The organism is Janthinobacterium sp. GW822-FHT07H10 (assembly GCF_058798675.1).
The window spans coordinates 83,243-101,308 of the sequence record NZ_JBXAKS010000014.1 but is presented as its reverse complement, the minus strand read 5'-3'; the positions used below and the strand labels follow the sequence as shown (position 1 = coordinate 101,308).

At 65.1% G+C, this 18,066-nt stretch carries 15 protein-coding genes and 2 tRNA genes; 13 read left to right on the top strand and 4 right to left on the bottom strand.

Translation table 11 applies throughout. The features are described from left to right. Positions 1-168: 168 nt before the first annotated feature. Positions 169-244 (top strand) — tRNA-Phe (locus AC1RDJ_RS24585). A 131-nt stretch (positions 245-375) separates the two neighbouring features. Here AC1RDJ_RS24585 and AC1RDJ_RS24580 read toward each other — a convergent pair. After that, entirely contained in the window at positions 376-915 is a 540-nt protein-coding gene (locus AC1RDJ_RS24580; protein WP_071325481.1) for a DUF2058 domain-containing protein, read from the bottom strand. A 277-nt stretch (positions 916-1,192) separates the two neighbouring features. Here AC1RDJ_RS24580 and AC1RDJ_RS24575 point away from each other — a divergent pair, with 277 nt between their 5' ends. The 4 genes from AC1RDJ_RS24575 to AC1RDJ_RS24560 all read left to right on the top strand — a co-directional run bounded on the left by AC1RDJ_RS24575 (position 1,193) and on the right by AC1RDJ_RS24560 (position 6,837). After that, positions 1,193-1,498, top strand: coding sequence for a PsiF family protein (locus tag AC1RDJ_RS24575; RefSeq protein ID WP_071325482.1), 306 nt, complete (start codon positions 1,193-1,195; stop codon positions 1,496-1,498). A 74-nt stretch (positions 1,499-1,572) separates the two neighbouring features. Next, positions 1,573-1,968: an energy transducer TonB gene (locus tag AC1RDJ_RS24570; protein ID WP_493028987.1), complete on the top strand. Its 396-nt coding sequence runs from the start codon at positions 1,573-1,575 to the stop codon at positions 1,966-1,968. A gap of 123 nt (positions 1,969-2,091) precedes the next feature. Then, complete coding sequence (locus AC1RDJ_RS24565; RefSeq protein ID WP_493028986.1) at positions 2,092-4,344, top strand: putative bifunctional diguanylate cyclase/phosphodiesterase; 2,253 nt, start codon at positions 2,092-2,094, stop codon at positions 4,342-4,344. A gap of 90 nt (positions 4,345-4,434) precedes the next feature. Then, the gene (locus AC1RDJ_RS24560) at positions 4,435-6,837 is read left to right on the top strand and encodes a S9 family peptidase (protein ID WP_493028985.1); all 2,403 of its coding nucleotides are present in this window, start codon (positions 4,435-4,437) and stop codon (positions 6,835-6,837) included. Between the two features lie 105 nt (positions 6,838-6,942). On the opposite strand, the gene AC1RDJ_RS24555 is transcribed toward AC1RDJ_RS24560, so the two are convergent. Beyond that, on the bottom strand, positions 6,943-7,881 hold the full coding sequence (locus AC1RDJ_RS24555) for a cytochrome-c peroxidase (RefSeq protein WP_493028997.1): 939 nt from the start codon (positions 7,879-7,881) through the stop codon (positions 6,943-6,945). 265 nt (positions 7,882-8,146) lie between these two features. Here AC1RDJ_RS24555 and AC1RDJ_RS24550 point away from each other — a divergent pair, with 265 nt between their 5' ends. Further along, the gene (locus AC1RDJ_RS24550; RefSeq protein ID WP_493028984.1) at positions 8,147-8,578 is read left to right on the top strand and encodes a hypothetical protein; all 432 of its coding nucleotides are present in this window, start codon (positions 8,147-8,149) and stop codon (positions 8,576-8,578) included. A 36-nt stretch (positions 8,579-8,614) separates the two neighbouring features. Here the strand turns inward: AC1RDJ_RS24550 and AC1RDJ_RS24545 are convergent, their stop codons facing one another. Further along, positions 8,615-9,385: a hypothetical protein gene (locus AC1RDJ_RS24545; protein WP_493028983.1), complete on the bottom strand. Its 771-nt coding sequence runs from the start codon at positions 9,383-9,385 to the stop codon at positions 8,615-8,617. 117 nt (positions 9,386-9,502) lie between these two features. Here AC1RDJ_RS24545 and AC1RDJ_RS24540 point away from each other — a divergent pair. The 4 genes from AC1RDJ_RS24540 to AC1RDJ_RS24525 all read left to right on the top strand — a co-directional run bounded on the left by AC1RDJ_RS24540 (position 9,503) and on the right by AC1RDJ_RS24525 (position 12,981). Then, positions 9,503-9,578 (top strand) — tRNA-Phe (locus AC1RDJ_RS24540). 266 nt (positions 9,579-9,844) lie between these two features. Beyond that, positions 9,845-10,150 carry a collagen-like protein gene (locus AC1RDJ_RS24535; protein WP_493028982.1) on the top strand — a complete coding sequence of 102 codons (306 nt, stop codon included), beginning with the start codon at positions 9,845-9,847 and terminating at the stop codon, positions 10,148-10,150. 132 nt (positions 10,151-10,282) lie between these two features. Then, positions 10,283-12,664, top strand: a complete 2,382-nt coding sequence (locus AC1RDJ_RS24530; RefSeq protein WP_493028981.1) for an acyl-CoA dehydrogenase — start codon at positions 10,283-10,285, stop codon at positions 12,662-12,664. A 71-nt stretch (positions 12,665-12,735) separates the two neighbouring features. Continuing rightward, positions 12,736-12,981, top strand: a complete 246-nt coding sequence (locus AC1RDJ_RS24525) for a DUF1059 domain-containing protein (protein ID WP_071325489.1) — start codon at positions 12,736-12,738, stop codon at positions 12,979-12,981. On the opposite strand, the gene AC1RDJ_RS24520 is transcribed toward AC1RDJ_RS24525, so the two are convergent. Further along, entirely contained in the window at positions 12,978-14,198 is a 1,221-nt protein-coding gene (locus tag AC1RDJ_RS24520) for a TCR/Tet family MFS transporter (RefSeq protein ID WP_493028980.1), read from the bottom strand. The two genes, AC1RDJ_RS24525 and AC1RDJ_RS24520, sit on opposite strands and share 4 nt — an antisense overlap. A gap of 105 nt (positions 14,199-14,303) precedes the next feature. Here AC1RDJ_RS24520 and AC1RDJ_RS24515 point away from each other — a divergent pair, with 105 nt between their 5' ends. From AC1RDJ_RS24515 to AC1RDJ_RS24505, 3 genes are all read left to right on the top strand, one after another. Then, positions 14,304-14,942 carry a TetR/AcrR family transcriptional regulator gene (locus AC1RDJ_RS24515; protein ID WP_493028979.1) on the top strand — a complete coding sequence of 213 codons (639 nt, stop codon included), beginning with the start codon at positions 14,304-14,306 and terminating at the stop codon, positions 14,940-14,942. Positions 14,943-15,037: 95 nt separating this feature from the next. Continuing rightward, a complete protein-coding gene (trhP, locus tag AC1RDJ_RS24510; protein WP_493028978.1) occupies positions 15,038-16,399 on the top strand; it encodes a prephenate-dependent tRNA uridine(34) hydroxylase TrhP in 1,362 nt (453 codons plus the stop codon). Between the two features lie 183 nt (positions 16,400-16,582). Continuing rightward, entirely contained in the window at positions 16,583-17,830 is a 1,248-nt protein-coding gene (locus AC1RDJ_RS24505) for a DUF819 family protein (protein WP_493028977.1), read from the top strand. Positions 17,831-18,066: the final 236 nt, after the last annotated feature.

Genomic DNA, 18,066 nt, shown 5'->3' with positions numbered 1-18,066 from the left:
CAGTAACGATGAGCACACTATGCGCCCATCCTTTGTTGAGAAAAATACCGCTCACCTCAAATAATATTTGACCCACAAGCAAATAAATACAGACATCGCCGGAAAATCCAGGAAAAGTCGCCGCCAGCCCTTGCATTCGCGTTTTGGTCTGCTATAATTCGCCACCTTGGCCTGGTAGCTCAGTCGGTAGAGCAGAGGATTGAAAATCCTTGTGTCGGTGGTTCGATTCCGCCCCGGGCCACCAAGAATACGCAGCACATATCAGAACGCCAACCTTCGGGTTGGCGTTTTTGTTTGTGGGCCACGCAAAAACGGACCGTTTCCGGCCCGCAGCAACTCCAGTCCGGCGCCGTCAGCGCCGGGCAAGCATCCCCCTTACCACATCAAATCATCAGGAATCTGGAACGCCGCGTACGGATCGTCCTCGTCCACTTCGGTGCTGGCCTGCTTCACGCGCACGACGATGGCGGCGTCGCGTTCGGCGATCTTGTCGGCGATGATGCGCGGCACCAGTTCCACGGCGCCACCCAGGCAGACGATCACCAGGCGGCCCGCCACCAGATGCGCCTGCACGGCGGCCGTCACGTAGATGCGCTCGATCTTGTTATTAAATGTAAAGTTGTACGGCACGTCGCCGTGGTTGCCCTTGCTCTGGCGGTTCTGTTGCACCAGCTGCGCGATCTGCGCCACGATGGCCTTCTGGTTCGCGGCCGCGTCGCGCTGGGCGTTCAGTTCGCGCGCCCGCTCGGCGTTCTTGCGCTGCGTCTCGAGCGCGGCCAGGCGCACCTCGTCGACGCTTTGCGTGCCGCTCTTGCGCTCGTCCTTTTTTTGCTTGCTCTTGTCCTGGTTGGCCAGCTTGACCTTCTTCTTGTCGACCAGGCCGGCCTTTAAAAACTGCTCTTGCAACGAGACCATAACTACTCCGTATTGAGGGTGCGCCGGCCAAGGCAGCGGCATCGGCCGGTGGAAAGACGCTAGCATAGCAAAAAAAGGCGCGCCCGCCGCCGCCGCATGGCGGCCCGGGCCAGCTCCGCGCCGGTATGGCGCCACGCCCTCATGCATCGGTAACAAAAAGACACACTCAATTGGATTTTTTGTTGATAAATGTCATATAGTTAGTTACGTTTTGCATATCGGCATTCCCATGCCGGTTGCATGCCCCTTCCCTAGCCCGCGTCTACAAGGATTTGCCATGAAACAATTAATCGCCCTCTGCATCGCCGCCGCGTTTGCCGGCTCTGCCTTTGCTGCCGCGCCGGAAGCGGCCCCTGTCGCCAAGACGGCGCAACAGTCGAAGATGACCACCTGCAATGCAGATGCCGCCGGCAAGAAAGGCGATGAACGCAAGGCGTTCATGAAGGAATGCCTGAGCGCCAAGCCGGCACCGGCCATGACGCAGCAAAACAAGATGAAGGCGTGCAATGTCGACGCCAAGGACATGAAGGGCGACGAGCGCAAGGCCTTCATGAAATCGTGCCTGAGCGCGCCCAAGAAATAAGCGCCAGCGCGCGTTTCGCCCCACAGCGCCAGCCGGAAGGCTGGCGTTTTCATTTCCACCGTACGGAGTTCCTCTTGTCCTGTCCGCATTCCTTCTGCCTCTCTTCCGCCGGCCGTCTGCTGGCCACGGCTGGCCTGGCCGTCCTCTTGCAAGGCTGCAACACAACAACACCGGCGCCGAGCGCCACACCGGCCGTCGTCGTGCCGGCCAGCATGCCGGCCGGCTGCGCAGCGCCAGCCTGGCCGCTGGAGGCGAAACGGCACGGCGCCCAGGGCAGGGTCACGCTGCGCTTCACGGTGGAAGCGGACGGCAAGGTCAGCAAGGCGGCAGTCATCCGCTCCAGCGGTTATCCCGCCCTCGACCAGGCGGCCCGCGATGCGCTGGCCAAGTGCGTATTCAATCCCGAAACGCTGGACGGCAAGCCCGTCGCCAGCAAGGTAATCATGCCCTACCAGTGGATCAATGAATGACCGGCATTGAACGCTGGCTATCATGATTAATGATCAAGATGACATGAGGATTGATAGCGCGTAATATTTACTCAGCAGTATGAACGGCGCGGCAATAGCTCACCCAGGGGGAAGGACGGCAGCGTGGCGATATCGAGCGATCTCGCGCACTGGCGCGGCCTGGTCTTTACCCGCCTGCTGCAGGTGGTGTTGCTGCTTGGCATCGTGACTGCCATTCCCAGCGCGCTGCTGGCCGCGCGCGAAGCTATCTGGTCCATAGTCGCCCTCGACATACTGGCCATCGGCTGGATCGGCGTCATCTGGCATCTGCGCGCCATGCCCTACCGCTGGCGCGTGTGGCAATTCCTCATCGTCGCCTACCTGGTGGGCGTCGGCCTGCTGCTGAAAATCGGCCCCGTCAGCCAGATCTACATGATGATCATGCCCGTGCTGGCGGCGCTGTTGCTGGGCATGCTGCCAGCGCTGTCGACGCTGGCGCTGACCTCGCTGACCATCTTTTTCCTGGGCCTGCATCCCGACGTCGCCCTGCACATGCACGGCGTGCCCGATTCTCCCGTGCTGCGCGCATTGATCGTGGCCCTGAACTTCCTGTTCATCGCCGCCGTGCTGACCCTGTCCTGCGCCTTCCTGCTGCGCCACCTGGAACGCAGCGGCCAGGCCCTGTCGCAGCTCAACGCCGAGCTGGGCCTGACCGCCACGGCGCTGGCCCGCCTGAACGACATGGTGATGATCGCCGAGGTGGCCGACGCCCATGCCGGCACGGGCGCGGCGCCTGCCACGCGCATCATCTTCGTCAACGACGCCTTCGAACGCAGCAGCGGCTATGCGCGCGCCGAGGCGCTGGGCCGCAGCCTGCTGTTCCAGCAGGGCCCCGCCACCGATGCGGACGAACTGGCGCGCATCGCCGCCGCCATGGCCGGCGCCCAGCCGGCACGCGCGGAATTGCTGAACTACGACAAGAGCGGCAAGGCGTACTGGGTGGAAGTGGAACTGGTGCCGTTCACGGATGCGGACGGCAGGCAGACGCACTGGGTGGCCGTCGAGCGCGAGATCGACGAACGCAAGAAATCGGAAGCGGACATCCACCGCCTGGCCTTCTACGACGTGCTGACGGGCTTGCCCAACCGGCGCCTGCTGATGGACCGCATCGGCCACCTGCTGGCCGCCGCGCCGCGCGACCATACAATCAGCGCGCTGATGTTCATCGACCTCGACCACTTCAAGCACATCAACGACGCGCGCGGCCACGCCACCGGCGACGCGCTGCTGCGCATGGCGGGCGAACGGCTGGCACAGCTGATGCGCAAGGCCGACACGGTGGCGCGCCTGGGCGGCGATGAATTCGTCGTGCTGCTGGCGCACCTGGCCGCCGACGTCGACAGCGCCGCCCGCGCGGCGGCCCAGGTGGCCGAGAAAATCCGCGCCGCCATCGCGCGCGACTTCGATATCGGCGGCCAGTCCTACCACTGCTCGGCCAGCATCGGCGTGACCCTGCTGCCGAAAGCGGGCCAGCAGGCGCACGACCTGCTGCGCGAAGCCGACATCGCCATGTACCGCGCCAAGGCGGAAGGACGCAATGGCATCGCCTTTTTCGAGGCGGCCATGCAGGCGGGCCTGGAGCGCCGCCTGACCCTGGAACGGGCGCTGGCGCGCGCCCTCGATGCGGGCCAGCTGCGCATGCACGTGCAGCCGCAGGTCGACCGCCATGGCCGGGTGACGGGCGCCGAATTGCTGATGCGCTGGCCACAGCCGGACGGCAGCCATATCGCGCCCGGCGTGTTCATCCCCATCGCCGAGGAATCGGGCCTGATCGTCAGGCTCGGGCACTGGGCCCTGCGCGAGGCGTGCCGCGCCGCCACGCTGCTGGCGCAGGCCGGATCGCCCATCGCCGTGTCCGTGAACGTCAGTCCGGCGCAGTTTCGCCAGCCCGATTTCGCCGCCCGCGTGCAGGCCGCGCTGGCCGAGCATGGCACGCCGGCCACCGCCCTGATCCTGGAACTGACGGAAGGCCTGCTGATCGACCAGCGCGACGCCTCGCTGGCGCGCATGCGCGAACTGGCAGCCCTCGGCATCCGCTTTTCCATCGACGATTTCGGCACCGGCTATTCCAGCCTCGCCTACCTGACGTCGATGCCGCTGTACGAGCTGAAAATCGACAAGCGCTTCATCCGCGACACGCGCGACACGGCCATCGTGCAGGCGATCCTGGCCATGGCGCGCCACCTGGGCTTGCGCGTCGTGGCCGAAGGCGTGGAAACGCAGGAGCAGGCCGACTTCCTCACCGCCCACGCCTGCGACGGCCTGCAGGGCTACCTGATCGCGCGGCCCATGCCGCTCGACGACTTTGTCACCTGGCTGGCCCGACCCCGCTCTTAGCTTTCCGACATTTCCTGTATGAAACTCCTCCGCTAGAATACCGGCCTCATAGCCTGTACCTTCACCATCTCCTCGTTAAAGTGATCTCCGATGCGTCTGGTTCTTCCCCTGTTGGCCCCTTCCCTGCTGCTGTCTCTGCTGGCCGCCGCCCTTCCCGCCGTCAGCGCGGCCCCCACCACCACCGCCCCCACGCCGATCACGCTGGACCAGGCCATGGCCGATCCCGACTGGATCGGCACGCCCGTCGAAGCGGCATGGTGGGGCTGGAATGGCCAGCTCTACTACAAGCAGAAACGCCTCGGCTCGCCCCTGCGCGACACCTATCAATTGCCAAACGCCAGCGCCAAGCTCAATAGCGGCAAGAAAGTCGACGATGCGCAACTGGCGAACCTCGACGGCCAGCAGATGGTGCTCAACCGCGCCGGCACGCGCGCCATCCTGCTGCGCAACGGCGACTTGTTCGAGCGCGACCTGAAAAGCGGCAGCTTGACCCAGATCACGCGCGGCGTCTCGGCCATCAGCGACCCGCAATATTCAAACGACGGCGCCGCCGTGCAGTACCGCAGCGGCACCGACTGGTTCAGCTGGAACCGTGCCGAGCGCCTGAGCGCCCCCGTCGCCCTGCTGCGCGCCGCCAAGGACCCGGACGCCAAGCCGGAAGCGGACGCCTTGCGCGAGCTGCAGCTGCGCCTGATCGTCAACCTGGCGCGCCAGAAGGAAGACCGCGAGGCGAGCCGCGAACGGCGCCAGGAAGAGCGCCGCCTGGACAGCACGCGCGCGCCGGAACCGCTCTACCTGGGAGACAAGGTGACGATTTCCGGCAGCGCCCTGTCGCCGGACGGCCGCTGGCTGCTGTTCGTCACGCAGGACAAGGCCGCCGAAAAAGGCAAGCTGGGCAAGCTGGCCCGCTACGTCACGGAAACGGGCTACCCGGAAGCGGACGACGAGCGCACGCGCGTGGGCCGCAACATGCCCATCGCGCAAAGCCTGAAACTGGCCGACCTGCGCACGGGCCAGGTACGCGAGATCGGCTTCGACAGCCTGCCCGGCATCGCCACCGACCCGCTGGCCTCGCTGCGCGCCGAACAGAAGCTGCCGCCCCTGAAAGGCAACCGTGGCGTGCGCGTCGATGCGCAGCGCGACGGCATCGCCTGGACCGATGACGGCAGCAAGGTAGCCGTGCGCATCCGTGCCATCGACAACAAGGACCGCTGGATCGCCAACGTCGACCTGGCCAACGCCGCCCTGCTGCCCGTGCACCGCATCAGCGACACGGCCTGGGTCAACCGCCGCGCCGACGAATTCGGCTGGCTGCCCGACAACGCCACCCTGTGGTACGTGTCCGAGGAAAGCGGCTATGCCCACCTGTACACGAAAACGGGCGCCGCGCCGGCGCGCGCCTTGACCAGCGGCCAGTGGGAAGTGAGCGCCGTCGAATGGAGCCGCGACGGCAAGACCGCCTACTTCATGTGCAACCCCCAGGCGCCAGGCACGTACGAAGTGTGCGCCAGCACGGCCAGGGATGGCGGCGCGCGCGAAGTGACGAATCTGAAAGGCGTGGAAAACTTCGGCCTGTCGCCCGATGGCGGCAAGCTGCTGCTGCGCTATTCCACCAGCTATATGCCGGCCCAGCTGGCGACGGTTGCCGTCGCGGGCGGCAAGGCGACGATCCTGACGGATACGCGCAGCGACGCCTTCAAGGCGCGCAACTGGGTCATGCCGCAGCTGGTGCAAGTGCCGTCCACGCATGGCGCGGCCCCGATCTGGGCCAAGCTGTACCGCCCCGCCAAACTGGAAGCCGGTAAACAGTATCCGATCGTCATGTTCGCGCACGGCGCCGGCTACCTGCAGAACGTGACCGAACGCTACCCTGTCTACTTCCGCGAACAGATGTTCCACAACCTGCTGGTGGAACAGGGGTACATCGTGCTCGACGTCGACTACCGCGCGTCGCTCGGTTACGGCAGCGCCTGGCGTACGGCCATCTACCGCCAGATGGGCCACCCGGAACTGGAAGATTTCGTCGATGGCGCCAATTGGCTGGCTCGGCAGCATCAGGGCGACATCCGGAACGTGGGCATCTATGGCGGCAGCTACGGCGGCTTCATGAGCCTGATGGCCCTGATGCGCGCACCGGACGTGTTCAAGTCCGGCGCCGCCCTGCGTCCCGTAACGGACTGGACCACCTACAACCACGAGTACACGGCGAACATCCTGAACACGCCGGACGTCGATCCGCAAGCGTATAAAATCTCGTCGCCGATCGAATACGCCGACAAGCTGACGGGCAACCTCTTGATCGCCCACGGCATGATCGACGATAACGTGTTTTACCAGGACTCCGTGCGCCTGTCGCAGCGCTTGATCGAGCTCAAGAAGGACAACTGGGAAATGGCCAGCTACCCGATGGAGCGTCACGGTTTCGTGCAACCGGAAGCGTGGTATGACGAGTACCGCCGCATCTATCAGTTGTTCCAGAGAACATTGAAATAAACCGCGATGCCCGCTTGATGCGGGCATTTTTTATGCCGGCGCATTCGGCGGCACGGAAGCAACGGAAGGGGTCAGACCCGCCGGATCTGCCCCCGGGCCAATCACTCAGTCAAACGGCACGGGCCGCGGCGTGGTATCCGACGATGGCGGCAGGATCGGCAGCACGATGTGCGGCTGCTTGCCCGTCAGGGTTTTCAGGAAGGCCACCAGCTTGGCGTTCTCGTCCGGCGTAAACGTGCGGCCCAGCTGCAATCGGCCCATGACGTCGACGGCCTGCGTCAGGGTCGCCGCCTCGCCATCGTGGAAGTAGGGGTAGGTCAGCTCCACGTTGCGCAGGGTCGGCACCTTGAAGTTGAAACGGTCCCCATCCTTGCCCGTCACGGCCGAGCGCCCTTCGGCCGTCATCGCCGTCTTGTACGGTTCCACCACGCCCATCTTCTGGAAGGTATTGCCGCCCACGGCAGGGCCGTTATGGCAGGCGATGCAGCCGCTCGACTTGAACAGCCGGTAGCCGGCCAGCTCATCCTTCGTCAGCGCGCTTTTCTTGCCGCCTAGCCATTGATCGAAACGGGACCCGGGCGTCACCAGCACTTCCTCGAAGGCGGCGATGGCGCGCGTGACTTGCTCGATGGTCAGTTTATCCTGGCCAAACACGTGCCGGAATTGCGCGCGGTAGGCGGGAATCGAGGCCAGCACGTCGATGGCAAGCTCGTGCGTAAAAGCCATCTCGCCGGGATTGGCGATGGGGCCGCCCGCCTGCTCCTGCAAATCCTTGGCGCGGCCATCCCAGAATTGCGCCACGTTCATGCTGGAATTGAGCACCGTCGGTGAATTGATGGGGCCGCGTTGCCAGTTGTGGCCGATCGACGTCTTGATGTTATCGGTGCCGCCCATGCTCAAGTTATGGCAGCTATTGCAGGAAATAAAGCCCGAGCGCGACAGGCGCGGGTCGAAAAACAGCTTCTTGCCCAACTCGACCATCGCCGGATTGCCCACCTTGGCGGCGACAATGGGCTGGATCGGTTCTTTCTCGGCGGCATGCATGGGGACGCCGAATGCGAGGCTGGCGATGAAGAGGAAGGGGGATACGGTGCGGCGCATGGTCTAACTCCTGGAAACATTCCCGAATCGGCGGCGCGCGCCGGCGCGGGAATGCAGCGCGCCGGCCCGGTCGCCACCCGTACATCGCGGATTGGATGTTGATTTATATTAACTTTGACGAGTTGATAATGAAAATGACGGGGATCAAGGTTCTCGCCTAGCGCGAATCGTGCTTGCCATTTACGCAAGCGTGGCACATGATGAAGGCATGACGACATCCACCACCTCCGCCCTGCTGCGCGCCGCGTGCGCCAGCTTCCTGCTGCTGGCCGCCAGCGCCTGCGGCAGCGCCCCCACGCAAGACGATGCGCCGCCCGCTCCCGGCAATGCCGGCTTGCTGGCGCAAATCCAGGCGGAAGTGGGCACCGCCGCCTGCGATTCCACCCAACAATGCCAAACCATCGCCCTCGGCGCCAAGGCGTGCGGCGGCCCCGAGCGCTACCTGGCCTGGTCCAGCAAAGTTAATGATGGCAAGAAACTCAAGGCACTGGCCCAGGCGCAAGCCGAAGCGAGCCGCAAGCAGCAGCAAGCCGATGGCATGATGTCGACCTGCTCCATCGTCACGGATCCGGGCGCCACTTGCGAAGCGGGACGCTGCGTGCTGCAAAAGAGCGGCCTGGGCGGCAACTCCGCGCTATAGCCGCTGGCGCAGCGGCTAGCGGGGGATTGCAACCTGTCAGGACTGCAGCTGCAAGGTCTTGACGATCCTGCTTTCCACCTTCTCGCCCGCGCCCGACATGGCGCTCTTGCTTTCCTTGCGCAGCAACAATAAGTGATCGCCGCTGACGCCGTACTGGCGCGTCTCGTCCGTTTTCTGCGTAAAGCTGACGACGACGAAAGCGCGCCCGCTCACGTCGACATGAAAACGGCTGGCCAGCGGCGTGCTATCGGCGGCGATCCACACGTCGATACCGCCATCGAATTTCTTCACATACTTGCGGTCCTTCTCCGGCACCTTGTCGAGCGACAGGGTAAAACTGAGCAGGCGCGCCGGCTTGCCCTTGTAGCTGTCCATCTTTTCGCCACTGAACACGGCTTCGTCGATCTCGCGCGACAGGGCGTCCGCCGCCGACACCATGGAGCGCAGCTCCGACGCCTTCATTTCCCCCAGCGCAAAACCGATCGGCGTCTTGCCCTTCGGATCCTTCACCTTGGCGCGCTGCTCGGCCTCGACTTTCGCCAGCAAGTCCTTGCTGTAGAGCACCTGCAAGCCGGCCGGCCCGCCCTCGACGGCCACCGTGGCCTGGCCGCTATCCTCTTCCGCCTCCTTGCCCTCGCCCTCGCGGCGCCAGGTCTTCGATTCGACTTGCGCCTTGATCGGCGCTTGTCCCTGCAGCCGGGCCAGCGCCGCATTCAAATCGGCCAGCCCATCGGCCCGGGCCGTCCCGCACGCCACGCTGAACAAGCCGCCCAGCACCAGCCATTGCACGCCATTACGTCGCTGCATCGTCGCATCCTCATGGTACATTGGGATGCCAAAACACCATGTTTTGGCCATCTGTTGCATTTGAACACAGCCAGCTCTGGTCAGGTGGAATCTCTTTCTGCTATAATTCGCCGCCTTGGCCTGGTAGCTCAGTCGGTAGAGCAGAGGATTGAAAATCCTTGTGTCGGTGGTTCGATTCCGCCCCGGGCCACCAAGAATTCAGTAGCACATATCAAAACGCCACCTTCGGGTGGCGTTTTTGTTTCCTGGCCTCTCGCCGCTATGTACGCAAACGTACGGACTGCCGCCCCAGCAAAGCACATGCTGCAGGCAGACCATGACTTCCCGCCGCCAGCGCCCTGCGCGACACGGCGGAACGGCCACCTGGTCAGATCTCCGCCACACCGCCATGCGAAACTCGCGCCCGACGCCGTCGAGCCGTTCCGTACATCAACGGCGCACACTGCCAAAGGATGCATCATGAAAACTACCCTGATATTGCTCGCGCTCGCCTCTACCCTCGCCTTGACGGCCTGCCAGCGCGAGGCGCCGCCCGTCGTACAAGTCATTTCTGGCCCGGCCGGCGCGCCTGGTCCTGCGGGTGCCACCGGTGCCACGGGCGCCGAAGCCCCGCCGGGTGCGACCGGCGCGACCGGGGCCACAGGCCAGACCGGTAACAGCGGTGCCGCCGGCGCACAAGGCAACGATGGCGCCAAGGGCGATGTGGGCGACGACGGCGCTAAGGGTAAAACGGGCGACACGGTAATTGTCGTTCCACAACGCTAATCTAATACGCCTCTCACGGGATACCACAACGCCAACCCATCCGGTTGGCGTTGTGCGTATGTATGCGCTCTACCGCACAGTAACATCGACTGCATCGGCCTATCCTACTCTTATTCAATAGGGGGATACCGCATGCTGATGACTATACTGCTGGTGGCCCTGCTGGGCCTGCTTCTACTCTTCGCGCCCGGCCCCGTGCGCCGCGCCCTGCTCACCCCGCGCCTGCTGGCGCTGTTCAAGCGCATCCTGCCCACCATGTCGGACACGGAACGCGACGCACTCGAGGCGGGCACCACGTGGTGGGATGCGGACCTGTTTTCCGGCCGGCCCGACTGGTCCAAGCTGCTCGCCTATGGACGCGCCTCGCTCACTGCCGAGGAACGCCACTTTCTCGACCACGACGTCGAGCGCCTGTGCGAATTGGTCAACGACTGGGAAACCCAGCAGGAGCAAGACTTGCCGGCCCAGGCCTGGACCTACATGCGGGAGCACGGTTTCCTCGGCATGATCATCCCCAAACAATATGGCGGCAAGCAATTCTCCGCCTACATGCACTCGCAAGTGGTGATGAAGCTGTCGAGCCGCTGCTCGGCGCTGGCCGTCAGCGTGATGGTGCCCAATTCGCTGGGGCCGGCCGAACTGCTGCTGCATTACGGCACCGAGGAACAGAAGGATTATTACCTGCCGCGCCTGGCCGCCGGCGTCGAAATTCCCTGCTTTGCGCTGACCAGCCCGTATGCGGGTTCCGATGCGGCCGCCATCCCCGACCTGGGCGTGGCGTGCATGGGCATGCACGAAGGGCGTCCCACCCTGGGTTTCCGTCTCAGCTGGAACAAGCGCTACATCACGCTGGCGCCCGTGGCGACCTTGCTGGGGCTGGCATTCCAGACCAGCGACCCCGACCACCTGCTCTCCGGGGACGACACTCCCGGCATCACCTGCGCCCTGATTCCCGCCAGCCACGACGGCGTCGTGATCGGACGCCGCCACCACCCGCTCAATGCCGTATTCCAGAACGGTCCCACCTCGGGCCAGGACGTCTTCATTCCCATCGACTGGGTCATCGGCGGCCAGGCGCAAGTGGGCAAGGGCTGGCGCATGCTGATGGAATGCCTGGCGGCCGGGCGCGCCATTTCGCTGCCCTCGTCCAGCGTCGGCATGGGCAAGATGGCCGTGCGCGGCACCAGCGCGTATGCGGCCGTGCGACGCCAGTTCAACATGCCGATCGGCAAATTCGAAGGGGTGCAGGAAGCGCTGGCCCGCATGGGCGCCAATCTGTACTTGATGGATGCGGCGCGCACGCTGGCCGCGCACGCCGTCGACCTGGGCGAGAAGCCGGCCGTCATTTCCGCCATCGTCAAATACCACGTCACGGAACGGGGCCGCGCGCTCGTCAATGACGGCATGGATATTCTCGGCGGCAAGGGCATTTGCATCGGTCCCAACAATTTCCTCGCCAGCGCCTACCAGCAGATTCCCATCGCGATTACCGTCGAAGGCGCCAACATCCTCACCCGCAGCCTGATCATCTTTGGCCAGGGCGCCATCCGCGCGCATCCGTATGTGCTCCGGGAAATGGCCGCCGTGGGCGAAAGCGACCACGGCAAGGCGCTGCGCGATTTCGACGCGGCCTTCTTTGGCCACGTCGGCTTTGTGCTGGGCAACCTGGCCCGGGGGCTGTGGTACGGGCTGGGCGGCGCGCGCCTGGCCGCCGTGCCCGCTGCCGGCGCGCCCGAACTGGCGCCCTATTACCGCGCCCTGACGCGGCTGTCGACGGCGTTTGCCGTCATGACGGACATGTCGATGTTCGTGCTCGGCGGCGAACTCAAGCGGCGCGAGCGCCTGTCCGCGCGCCTGGGCGACGTGCTGTCGCAGCTGTACCTGGCCTCGGCGGTGCTGAAGCGCTACGAGGACGATGGCAGGCCGCCGGCCGACCTGCCCTACGCGCACTGGGCGCTGCAGGACGCGCTGCTCAAGGCGCAGCAGGGCTTGACGGGCGTGCTCGAGAATTTCCCCGCGCGCGTGCTGGCCGCGCTGCTGCGCGTGCTGCTGTTCCCCGTCGGCCTGCCCCACCGCCCGCCATCCGATGAACTCGGCAGCGCGGTGGCGCACGCCATGCAAACGGCCGGCGCCGACCGCGAACGCCTGCTGGCCGATGGCCATGTCGCCAGCGAGGGTAGCCACGGCGGCGATCCGCTGGCCTGCGCCGAGCGGGCGCTGGCCTTGCTGCCGGACGTGCTGCACATCGAAAAACGCCTGAAAGACACGCCCGAAGGCGCGGCCCTCAGGCACCTGCCGCAAAGCCTGCACGCCATGCAGCAGTGGCTGACTGCGGCCAAGGCGGCAAGCTCGGTCAGCTGCCAGGAGCACAACACCTTGCTGGAATTTGCGCGCCTGGTCGATGGCCTGATCCAGGTCGATGATTTTCCGCCCGCTGCGGCGCCGCAGGCACAGGGCGGCGGCGCCGCGCACCGGCTGGATGACGAACCGGCTGGCGAGAGCCGCGCGGCCTAGGCCTCGCTGGTTTGCGGCCTATACTGAATTGAGCGGGTGCGGTGCCCGCTCAATTCAGAAAGGAGTCGATCATGACACGCAAATTCATCGATTGCCGGGAATTCCCTAGCGACATGCATTGCTCGGTGGCCATCTCGGCCGACAGCGAGGAAGAGCTGCTGGGCATTGCGGTAGAGCACGCCGTCTCGGTACACCATCACCAGGATACGCCGGCGCTGCGCCAGCAGTTGCGTCAGATGTTCAAGGATGGCATGCCGCCCGAACATCTGCCCATGAGCGGGCAGGCCGGCAGCAGCGGCGCCTCGCACGCGCACTAGCCAGCGGGGGCCGCCGCCGGCTTCTGCAGGCGCAAGCCCAGCACGAGGGGCACGAGGGCCACATACACGGCGATCACCGACAGCCAGATCGCGCCGGGCCAGTGCGCCCTCACGCCAAAATAGATGCTGGAAAACACCAGCGGACAGAAGACCGACGCCAGGCTCACGGCCGAGGCCAGCACGCCCTGGAACTGCCCTTGCAGGCCTTCATCGACCTGGCGCGTCGCCAGCGATTGCAGGGCTGGCGCGCCGATGCCGCCCAAAGCGAACACGGGCATGATGGCAAAGATCATCCAGCTTTGTCTGGCGAACGCCATGACGACCAAGGCGAGGCAGGCGCAGGCGAGCCCCGCCAGGATGGTGGCCCGCTCGCCCAGCAGTTTCACGGCCGGGCCGGGCAAGTAGGCCTGGGCCAGCGCCTGGCATACGCCGTATGCGCCCAGCGACAGGCCGATCCACAGCCCGTTCCATGCGAAGGCGTCGTGGCCCCACAGCGCCCAGCACACGCCATACACTTCGCCGGCCGCGCTGAAGGTAAAGAAGATGACGGTGATCGGCAACAAGCTCTTGTCCGAAAACACCCAGCGCAGCGGCCGCAAGGGATTCAGCGCCGCCAGGTCGATCTTCCCGCGCGTCGGCGTGCGCGAGGGGTGGCGTGATTCGGGCAGCAGATACCAGGCCAGCAGCAGATTGCAGCCGTTCAACGCGGCCGCCGCCATGAATGGCAGGCGCAAGCCGTAGTCGCCGAGTGCGCCGCCCAGCACGGGACCGATGATGAAGCCCGCGCCGAACATGGCGTTGAGCAAGCCGAAACGGCGCGCCCGCGTTTCTTCTGCGGAAATATCCGTGATGTAGGCGGTGGCCACGGAAACGTTGGCGCTCGTCAACCCGGCGATGGCGCGCCCCAGCAACAGCATCCACAGGCTCGGTGCAAAGGCGAGGAACAGGTAGTTGACGGCCGCGCCGGCCAGCGACAGCAGCAGCACGGGCCGCCGGCCCAGGCGGTCGCTCAGCGCGCCCAGCACGGGCGCGAAAACAAATTGCATCAACGCATACAGGGCCGTCATGACGCCGATGTAGGGCGCCACGTTGTCGGCATGCGTGACGTCGCGCAGCAGCGCGGGCAAGATGGGAAAGATCAGGCCGATGCCGACGGCGTCGAGCACGACGGTGGCGAAGATGACAGGCAGCGCCGCCACGGGAATGGATAATTTCATATACTCAATCTAAATATGTACTCAGTACATAAATAGTATACCCGGCCTTGCCGTGCCATCAAGCGTTATCTGTACTCAGTACACTTCGTGTATGATCGCGGCAACATGACGATTCCTTCCGACCTCCGCTCCCGCAAACGCCTTGCCACACGGCAAGCCATCTCGAATGTCGCCACGCGATTGTTCTTCGTGCGCGGTTTCGACCAGGTGACGGTGGACGAGATCGCGGCGGCGGCCAGCGTGGGGCGCATGACGGTGTTCAACCACTTCCCGCGCAAGGAAGACATGTTCTTCGACCGCGAGGAAGAAGGCCGCGAACTGCTGCGCGCCACCTTGCGCCAGCGCGATCCCGCCGTGGCGCCCCTCGACACCCTGCGCCTGCTGGCGCACCGGCTGGTGGCCGAAGACAGTCCCTACATCACGTTTTCCGCCGCCGGCCAGGGTTTTATTGCCACCATCGCGGGCAGCGACACCTTGAAAGCGCGGGCGCGGGCGATCCGCGACGAGCTGGCGCAAGTGGTGGCGACGGCGCTGGCCGAGAGCACGCAGAGCGAGGCGCACGATCCCCAGGCCCAGCTGGCGGCGCATCTGCTGCTGGCCACCTGGAGCACGGCCCTCATCGAGGCGCACCGGGCCTTCCGCCAGCATGGCGACGCGCAGCAGGCGAAAAGCCTTTTTCTCGCCATCGTGGAACGGGGCCATGCCGGCCTCGACGCGGCCATGGCGGGCACGCCTTACGCCTGAGAAGTCCAGCATCGGCGCGGAATGGCAATTCCTTGACGCCAGGCAAGGCGCCACGGCGCCAGCCCGCCTACAATCGCCGGCTTTGCCCTTCGCCCATGCGCCACGCTCCCGAACTCCTCCTGCCTGCCGGCTCGCTTGCCAAGATGCACGCCGCCTTCGACTTTGGCGCCGATGCCGTCTATGCGGGCCAGCCCCGCTACAGTTTGCGCGTGCGCAATAATGATTTTTCGACCTTGCAAGCCTTGCAGGAGGGAATTGATGGCGCACATGCGCGCGGCAAGCAGTTCTTTGTCGCCAGCAATATCTTCGCCCACAACGCCAAGCTGAAGACCTATCTGCGCGACATGGAACCGGTGATCGCCATGCGGCCCGACGCGCTGATCATGGCCGATCCCGGCCTGATCATGATGGTGCGCGACAAGTGGCCGGAGATCCCCGTCCACCTGTCGGTGCAGGCGAACGCCGTCAACTGGGCCGACGTGAAGTTCTGGCACCGCATGGGCCTGACGCGCGTGATTTTGTCGCGCGAGCTGTCGCTCGACGAGATCGAGGAAATCCGCCAGCGCTGCCCGGAAATGGAGCTGGAAGTGTTCGTCCACGGCGCCCTGTGCATCGCCTATTCGGGCCGCTGCCTGCTGTCCGGCTATTTCAACCACCGCGACCCGAACCAGGGCACGTGCACGAATTCCTGCCGCTGGGATTACAAGGTGAAAAATGCCGCGGAAGACGCCAGCGGCGACCTCGGCGGCATGCAGGTGGTGCCGCTGGCATTCCACCAGGCGCTGGCCGAGGCCGACAACAACGCGTTTTCCGCCCTGCACCAGCAGCCGCGCCACCCGCTGGCCGACCAGCCCTACCTGATCGAGGAAGCGCAGCGCCCGGGCCAGCTGATGCCGATACTCGAAGACGAGCACGGCACCTACATCATGAATTCGAAGGACTTGCGCGCCGTCGAGCACATCGAGCGCCTGGTCAAGATCGGCGTCGATTCGCTGAAGGTCGAGGGCCGCACCAAGTCGCTGTACTACGCGGCGCGCACGGCGCAGGTGTACCGCCAGGCCATCGATGACGCCGTGGCGGGCCGCCCCTTCGACATCGGTCTCCTGGGCCAGCTGCAAGGCCTGGCCAACCGCGGCTACACGGACGGTTTCTACCAGCGCCACCACACGCAGACGCACCAGAACTACATGCGCGGCGCCTCCGAGGCGGATCGCAGCCAGTACGTGGGCGACGTGCTGGGCGTGACGGACGGCTGGGCCAGGGTGGAAGTGAAAAACCGCTTCGCCGTGGGCGACCGCCTCGAGGCCGTGCATCCGGGAGGCAACCGCGACGTCACCATTACCCGCATGCTCAGCGATGACGGCAGCGAGATCCGCGTGGCGCCCGGCAGCGGCCACTTCGTGCGCATCGAACTCGACGGGGCGCTGGACAAGGCCTTGCTGGCCCGTTATTTGTAACCGCCAGTCGGCGGCGCGGGGTGGCGAGCAGTTTGTAAGTGTTTGATTTGACAAGAAAAATTCCGCCTGGCACTGCCTAAATAATTTGTTTAGGCTTCAACATTGCTATACGATACGGCCACCCTGCGCCCGGGGCCGTTATCGGCACCCGGTGCGTCCCTGACACGTTCACCGGAATCCCCGATGCCACCTGCCACTACCGCCCTGATCACCAATGACGCCGTCGTCCTCGGCCTGCTCGCCATGACCCTGGGGGGCGTCTTCTGGACGGCCGCCCGCTCCGACGGCTTCTGGAAAAAGTTCTACACCTATATCCCCTCGCTGCTGATGTGCTACCTGATACCGGCGTTGCTCAACACGTTTGGCATCATCGACGGCAACGCTTCCGGCCTGTACGCCGTGGCGCGCGACTACCTGCTGCCCAGCGCGCTGGTGCTGCTGTGCGTGGCCATCGATTTCGGCGGCATCGTCCGCCTCGGCCCCAAGGCCATCATCATGTTTCTCACAGGAACACTGGGCGTGATGCTGGGCGCCCTCGTCTCGTTCGAAGCACTGCGCCTGATCCATCCGGAAACTGTGGCCGGCGACACGTGGCGCGGCATGACCACCGTGGCCGGCTCATGGATAGGCGGCGGCGCCAACCAGGCCGCCATGAAGGAAGTGTTTGAAGTGGACGCCACCCTGTTTGGCCAGTTCGTCGCCGTCGACGTGCTGGTGGCCAACGTCTGGACGGCCGTGCTGCTGTTCCTGGCCGGCCGCGCGGGCGCCTTCGACCGCTGGACCGGTGCCGACCTGTCGGCCATCAATGCGCTCAAGGACAGCATCGAAAGCTACCGCGCCCAGCACGCGCGCGTTGCCAACCTCACCGACATCATGATCATCCTCGGCGTCGGCCTGGGCGTGACGGGCCTGTCGCACTTCCTCGCCGGCCCCATCATCAGCTGGATCAGCACCCTGCCGGCCGCATGGCGCCTGCAGGATTACAGCCTGACGTCGACCTTCTTCTGGATCGTCGTGCTCGCCACCACCTTCGGCTTGCTGCTGAGCTTTACCCGGGCGCGCAGCCTGGAAGGCGCGGGCGCGTCGACCATCGGCTCGGCCATGCTGTACGTGCTGGTGGCCACCATCGGCATGCACATGGACTTGAAAGCCCTGTTCGACAAGCCCTTCCTTTTCCTGCTGGGCCTGATCTGGATCGCCGTGCACGGCGGCCTGATGCTGCTCGTCGCCAAGCTGATCCGCGCGCCCCTGTTCTTCATGGCCGTCGGCTCGCAAGCGAACATCGGCGGCGCCGCCTCGGCTCCCGTCATCGCCAGCGCCTTCCACCCGTCCCTGGCCCCCGTCGGCGTGCTGCTGGCCGTGCTCGGCTACGCGCTGGGTACCTATGGCGCCTACATCACGGGCTTGATCCTGCGCAGCATGGCGGGCTGATAGCGGTCCTGGCGTGTGCCAGGCAAGCTGCATGAGACGCGACAACGCCAGCCTGCGGGCTGGCGTTGTCATTTCTGCACGGGATATGGCGGCGACCGCTGCGTGCAAGCGCGCGCCTCTCGCCCGATGGCGGCAGTAACCGCCGGTAGCGCCACATGGCGATAACGGCGCGCCATGGCGTGCGCCAGCCTTCGCGTGACGCCGAAACGGCAGCGTCACTTGGTAGTGTTTCCAGG

Excerpts from the sequence above, each read along its gene's own strand:
- AC1RDJ_RS24580 (WP_071325481.1), bottom strand. The coding sequence starts at position 915 with ATGGTCTCGTTGCAAGAGCAGTTTTTAAAGGCCGGCCTGGTCGACAAG.
- AC1RDJ_RS24575 (WP_071325482.1), top strand. The coding sequence starts at position 1,193 with ATGAAACAATTAATCGCCCTCTGCATCGCCGCCGCGTTTGCCGGCTCT.
- AC1RDJ_RS24560 (WP_493028985.1), top strand. The coding sequence starts at position 4,435 with ATGCGTCTGGTTCTTCCCCTGTTGGCCCCTTCCCTGCTGCTGTCTCTG.
- AC1RDJ_RS24555 (WP_493028997.1), bottom strand. The coding sequence starts at position 7,881 with ATGCATGCCGCCGAGAAAGAACCGATCCAGCCCATTGTCGCCGCCAAG.
- AC1RDJ_RS24550 (WP_493028984.1), top strand. The coding sequence starts at position 8,147 with ATGACGACATCCACCACCTCCGCCCTGCTGCGCGCCGCGTGCGCCAGC.
- AC1RDJ_RS24545 (WP_493028983.1), bottom strand. The coding sequence starts at position 9,385 with ATGCAGCGACGTAATGGCGTGCAATGGCTGGTGCTGGGCGGCTTGTTC.
- AC1RDJ_RS24535 (WP_493028982.1), top strand. The coding sequence starts at position 9,845 with ATGAAAACTACCCTGATATTGCTCGCGCTCGCCTCTACCCTCGCCTTG.
- AC1RDJ_RS24530 (WP_493028981.1), top strand. The coding sequence starts at position 10,283 with ATGCTGATGACTATACTGCTGGTGGCCCTGCTGGGCCTGCTTCTACTC.
- AC1RDJ_RS24525 (WP_071325489.1), top strand. The coding sequence starts at position 12,736 with ATGACACGCAAATTCATCGATTGCCGGGAATTCCCTAGCGACATGCAT.
- AC1RDJ_RS24520 (WP_493028980.1), bottom strand. The coding sequence starts at position 14,198 with ATGAAATTATCCATTCCCGTGGCGGCGCTGCCTGTCATCTTCGCCACC.
- AC1RDJ_RS24515 (WP_493028979.1), top strand. The coding sequence starts at position 14,304 with ATGACGATTCCTTCCGACCTCCGCTCCCGCAAACGCCTTGCCACACGG.
- trhP (WP_493028978.1), top strand. The coding sequence starts at position 15,038 with ATGCGCCACGCTCCCGAACTCCTCCTGCCTGCCGGCTCGCTTGCCAAG.
- AC1RDJ_RS24505 (WP_493028977.1), top strand. The coding sequence starts at position 16,583 with ATGCCACCTGCCACTACCGCCCTGATCACCAATGACGCCGTCGTCCTC.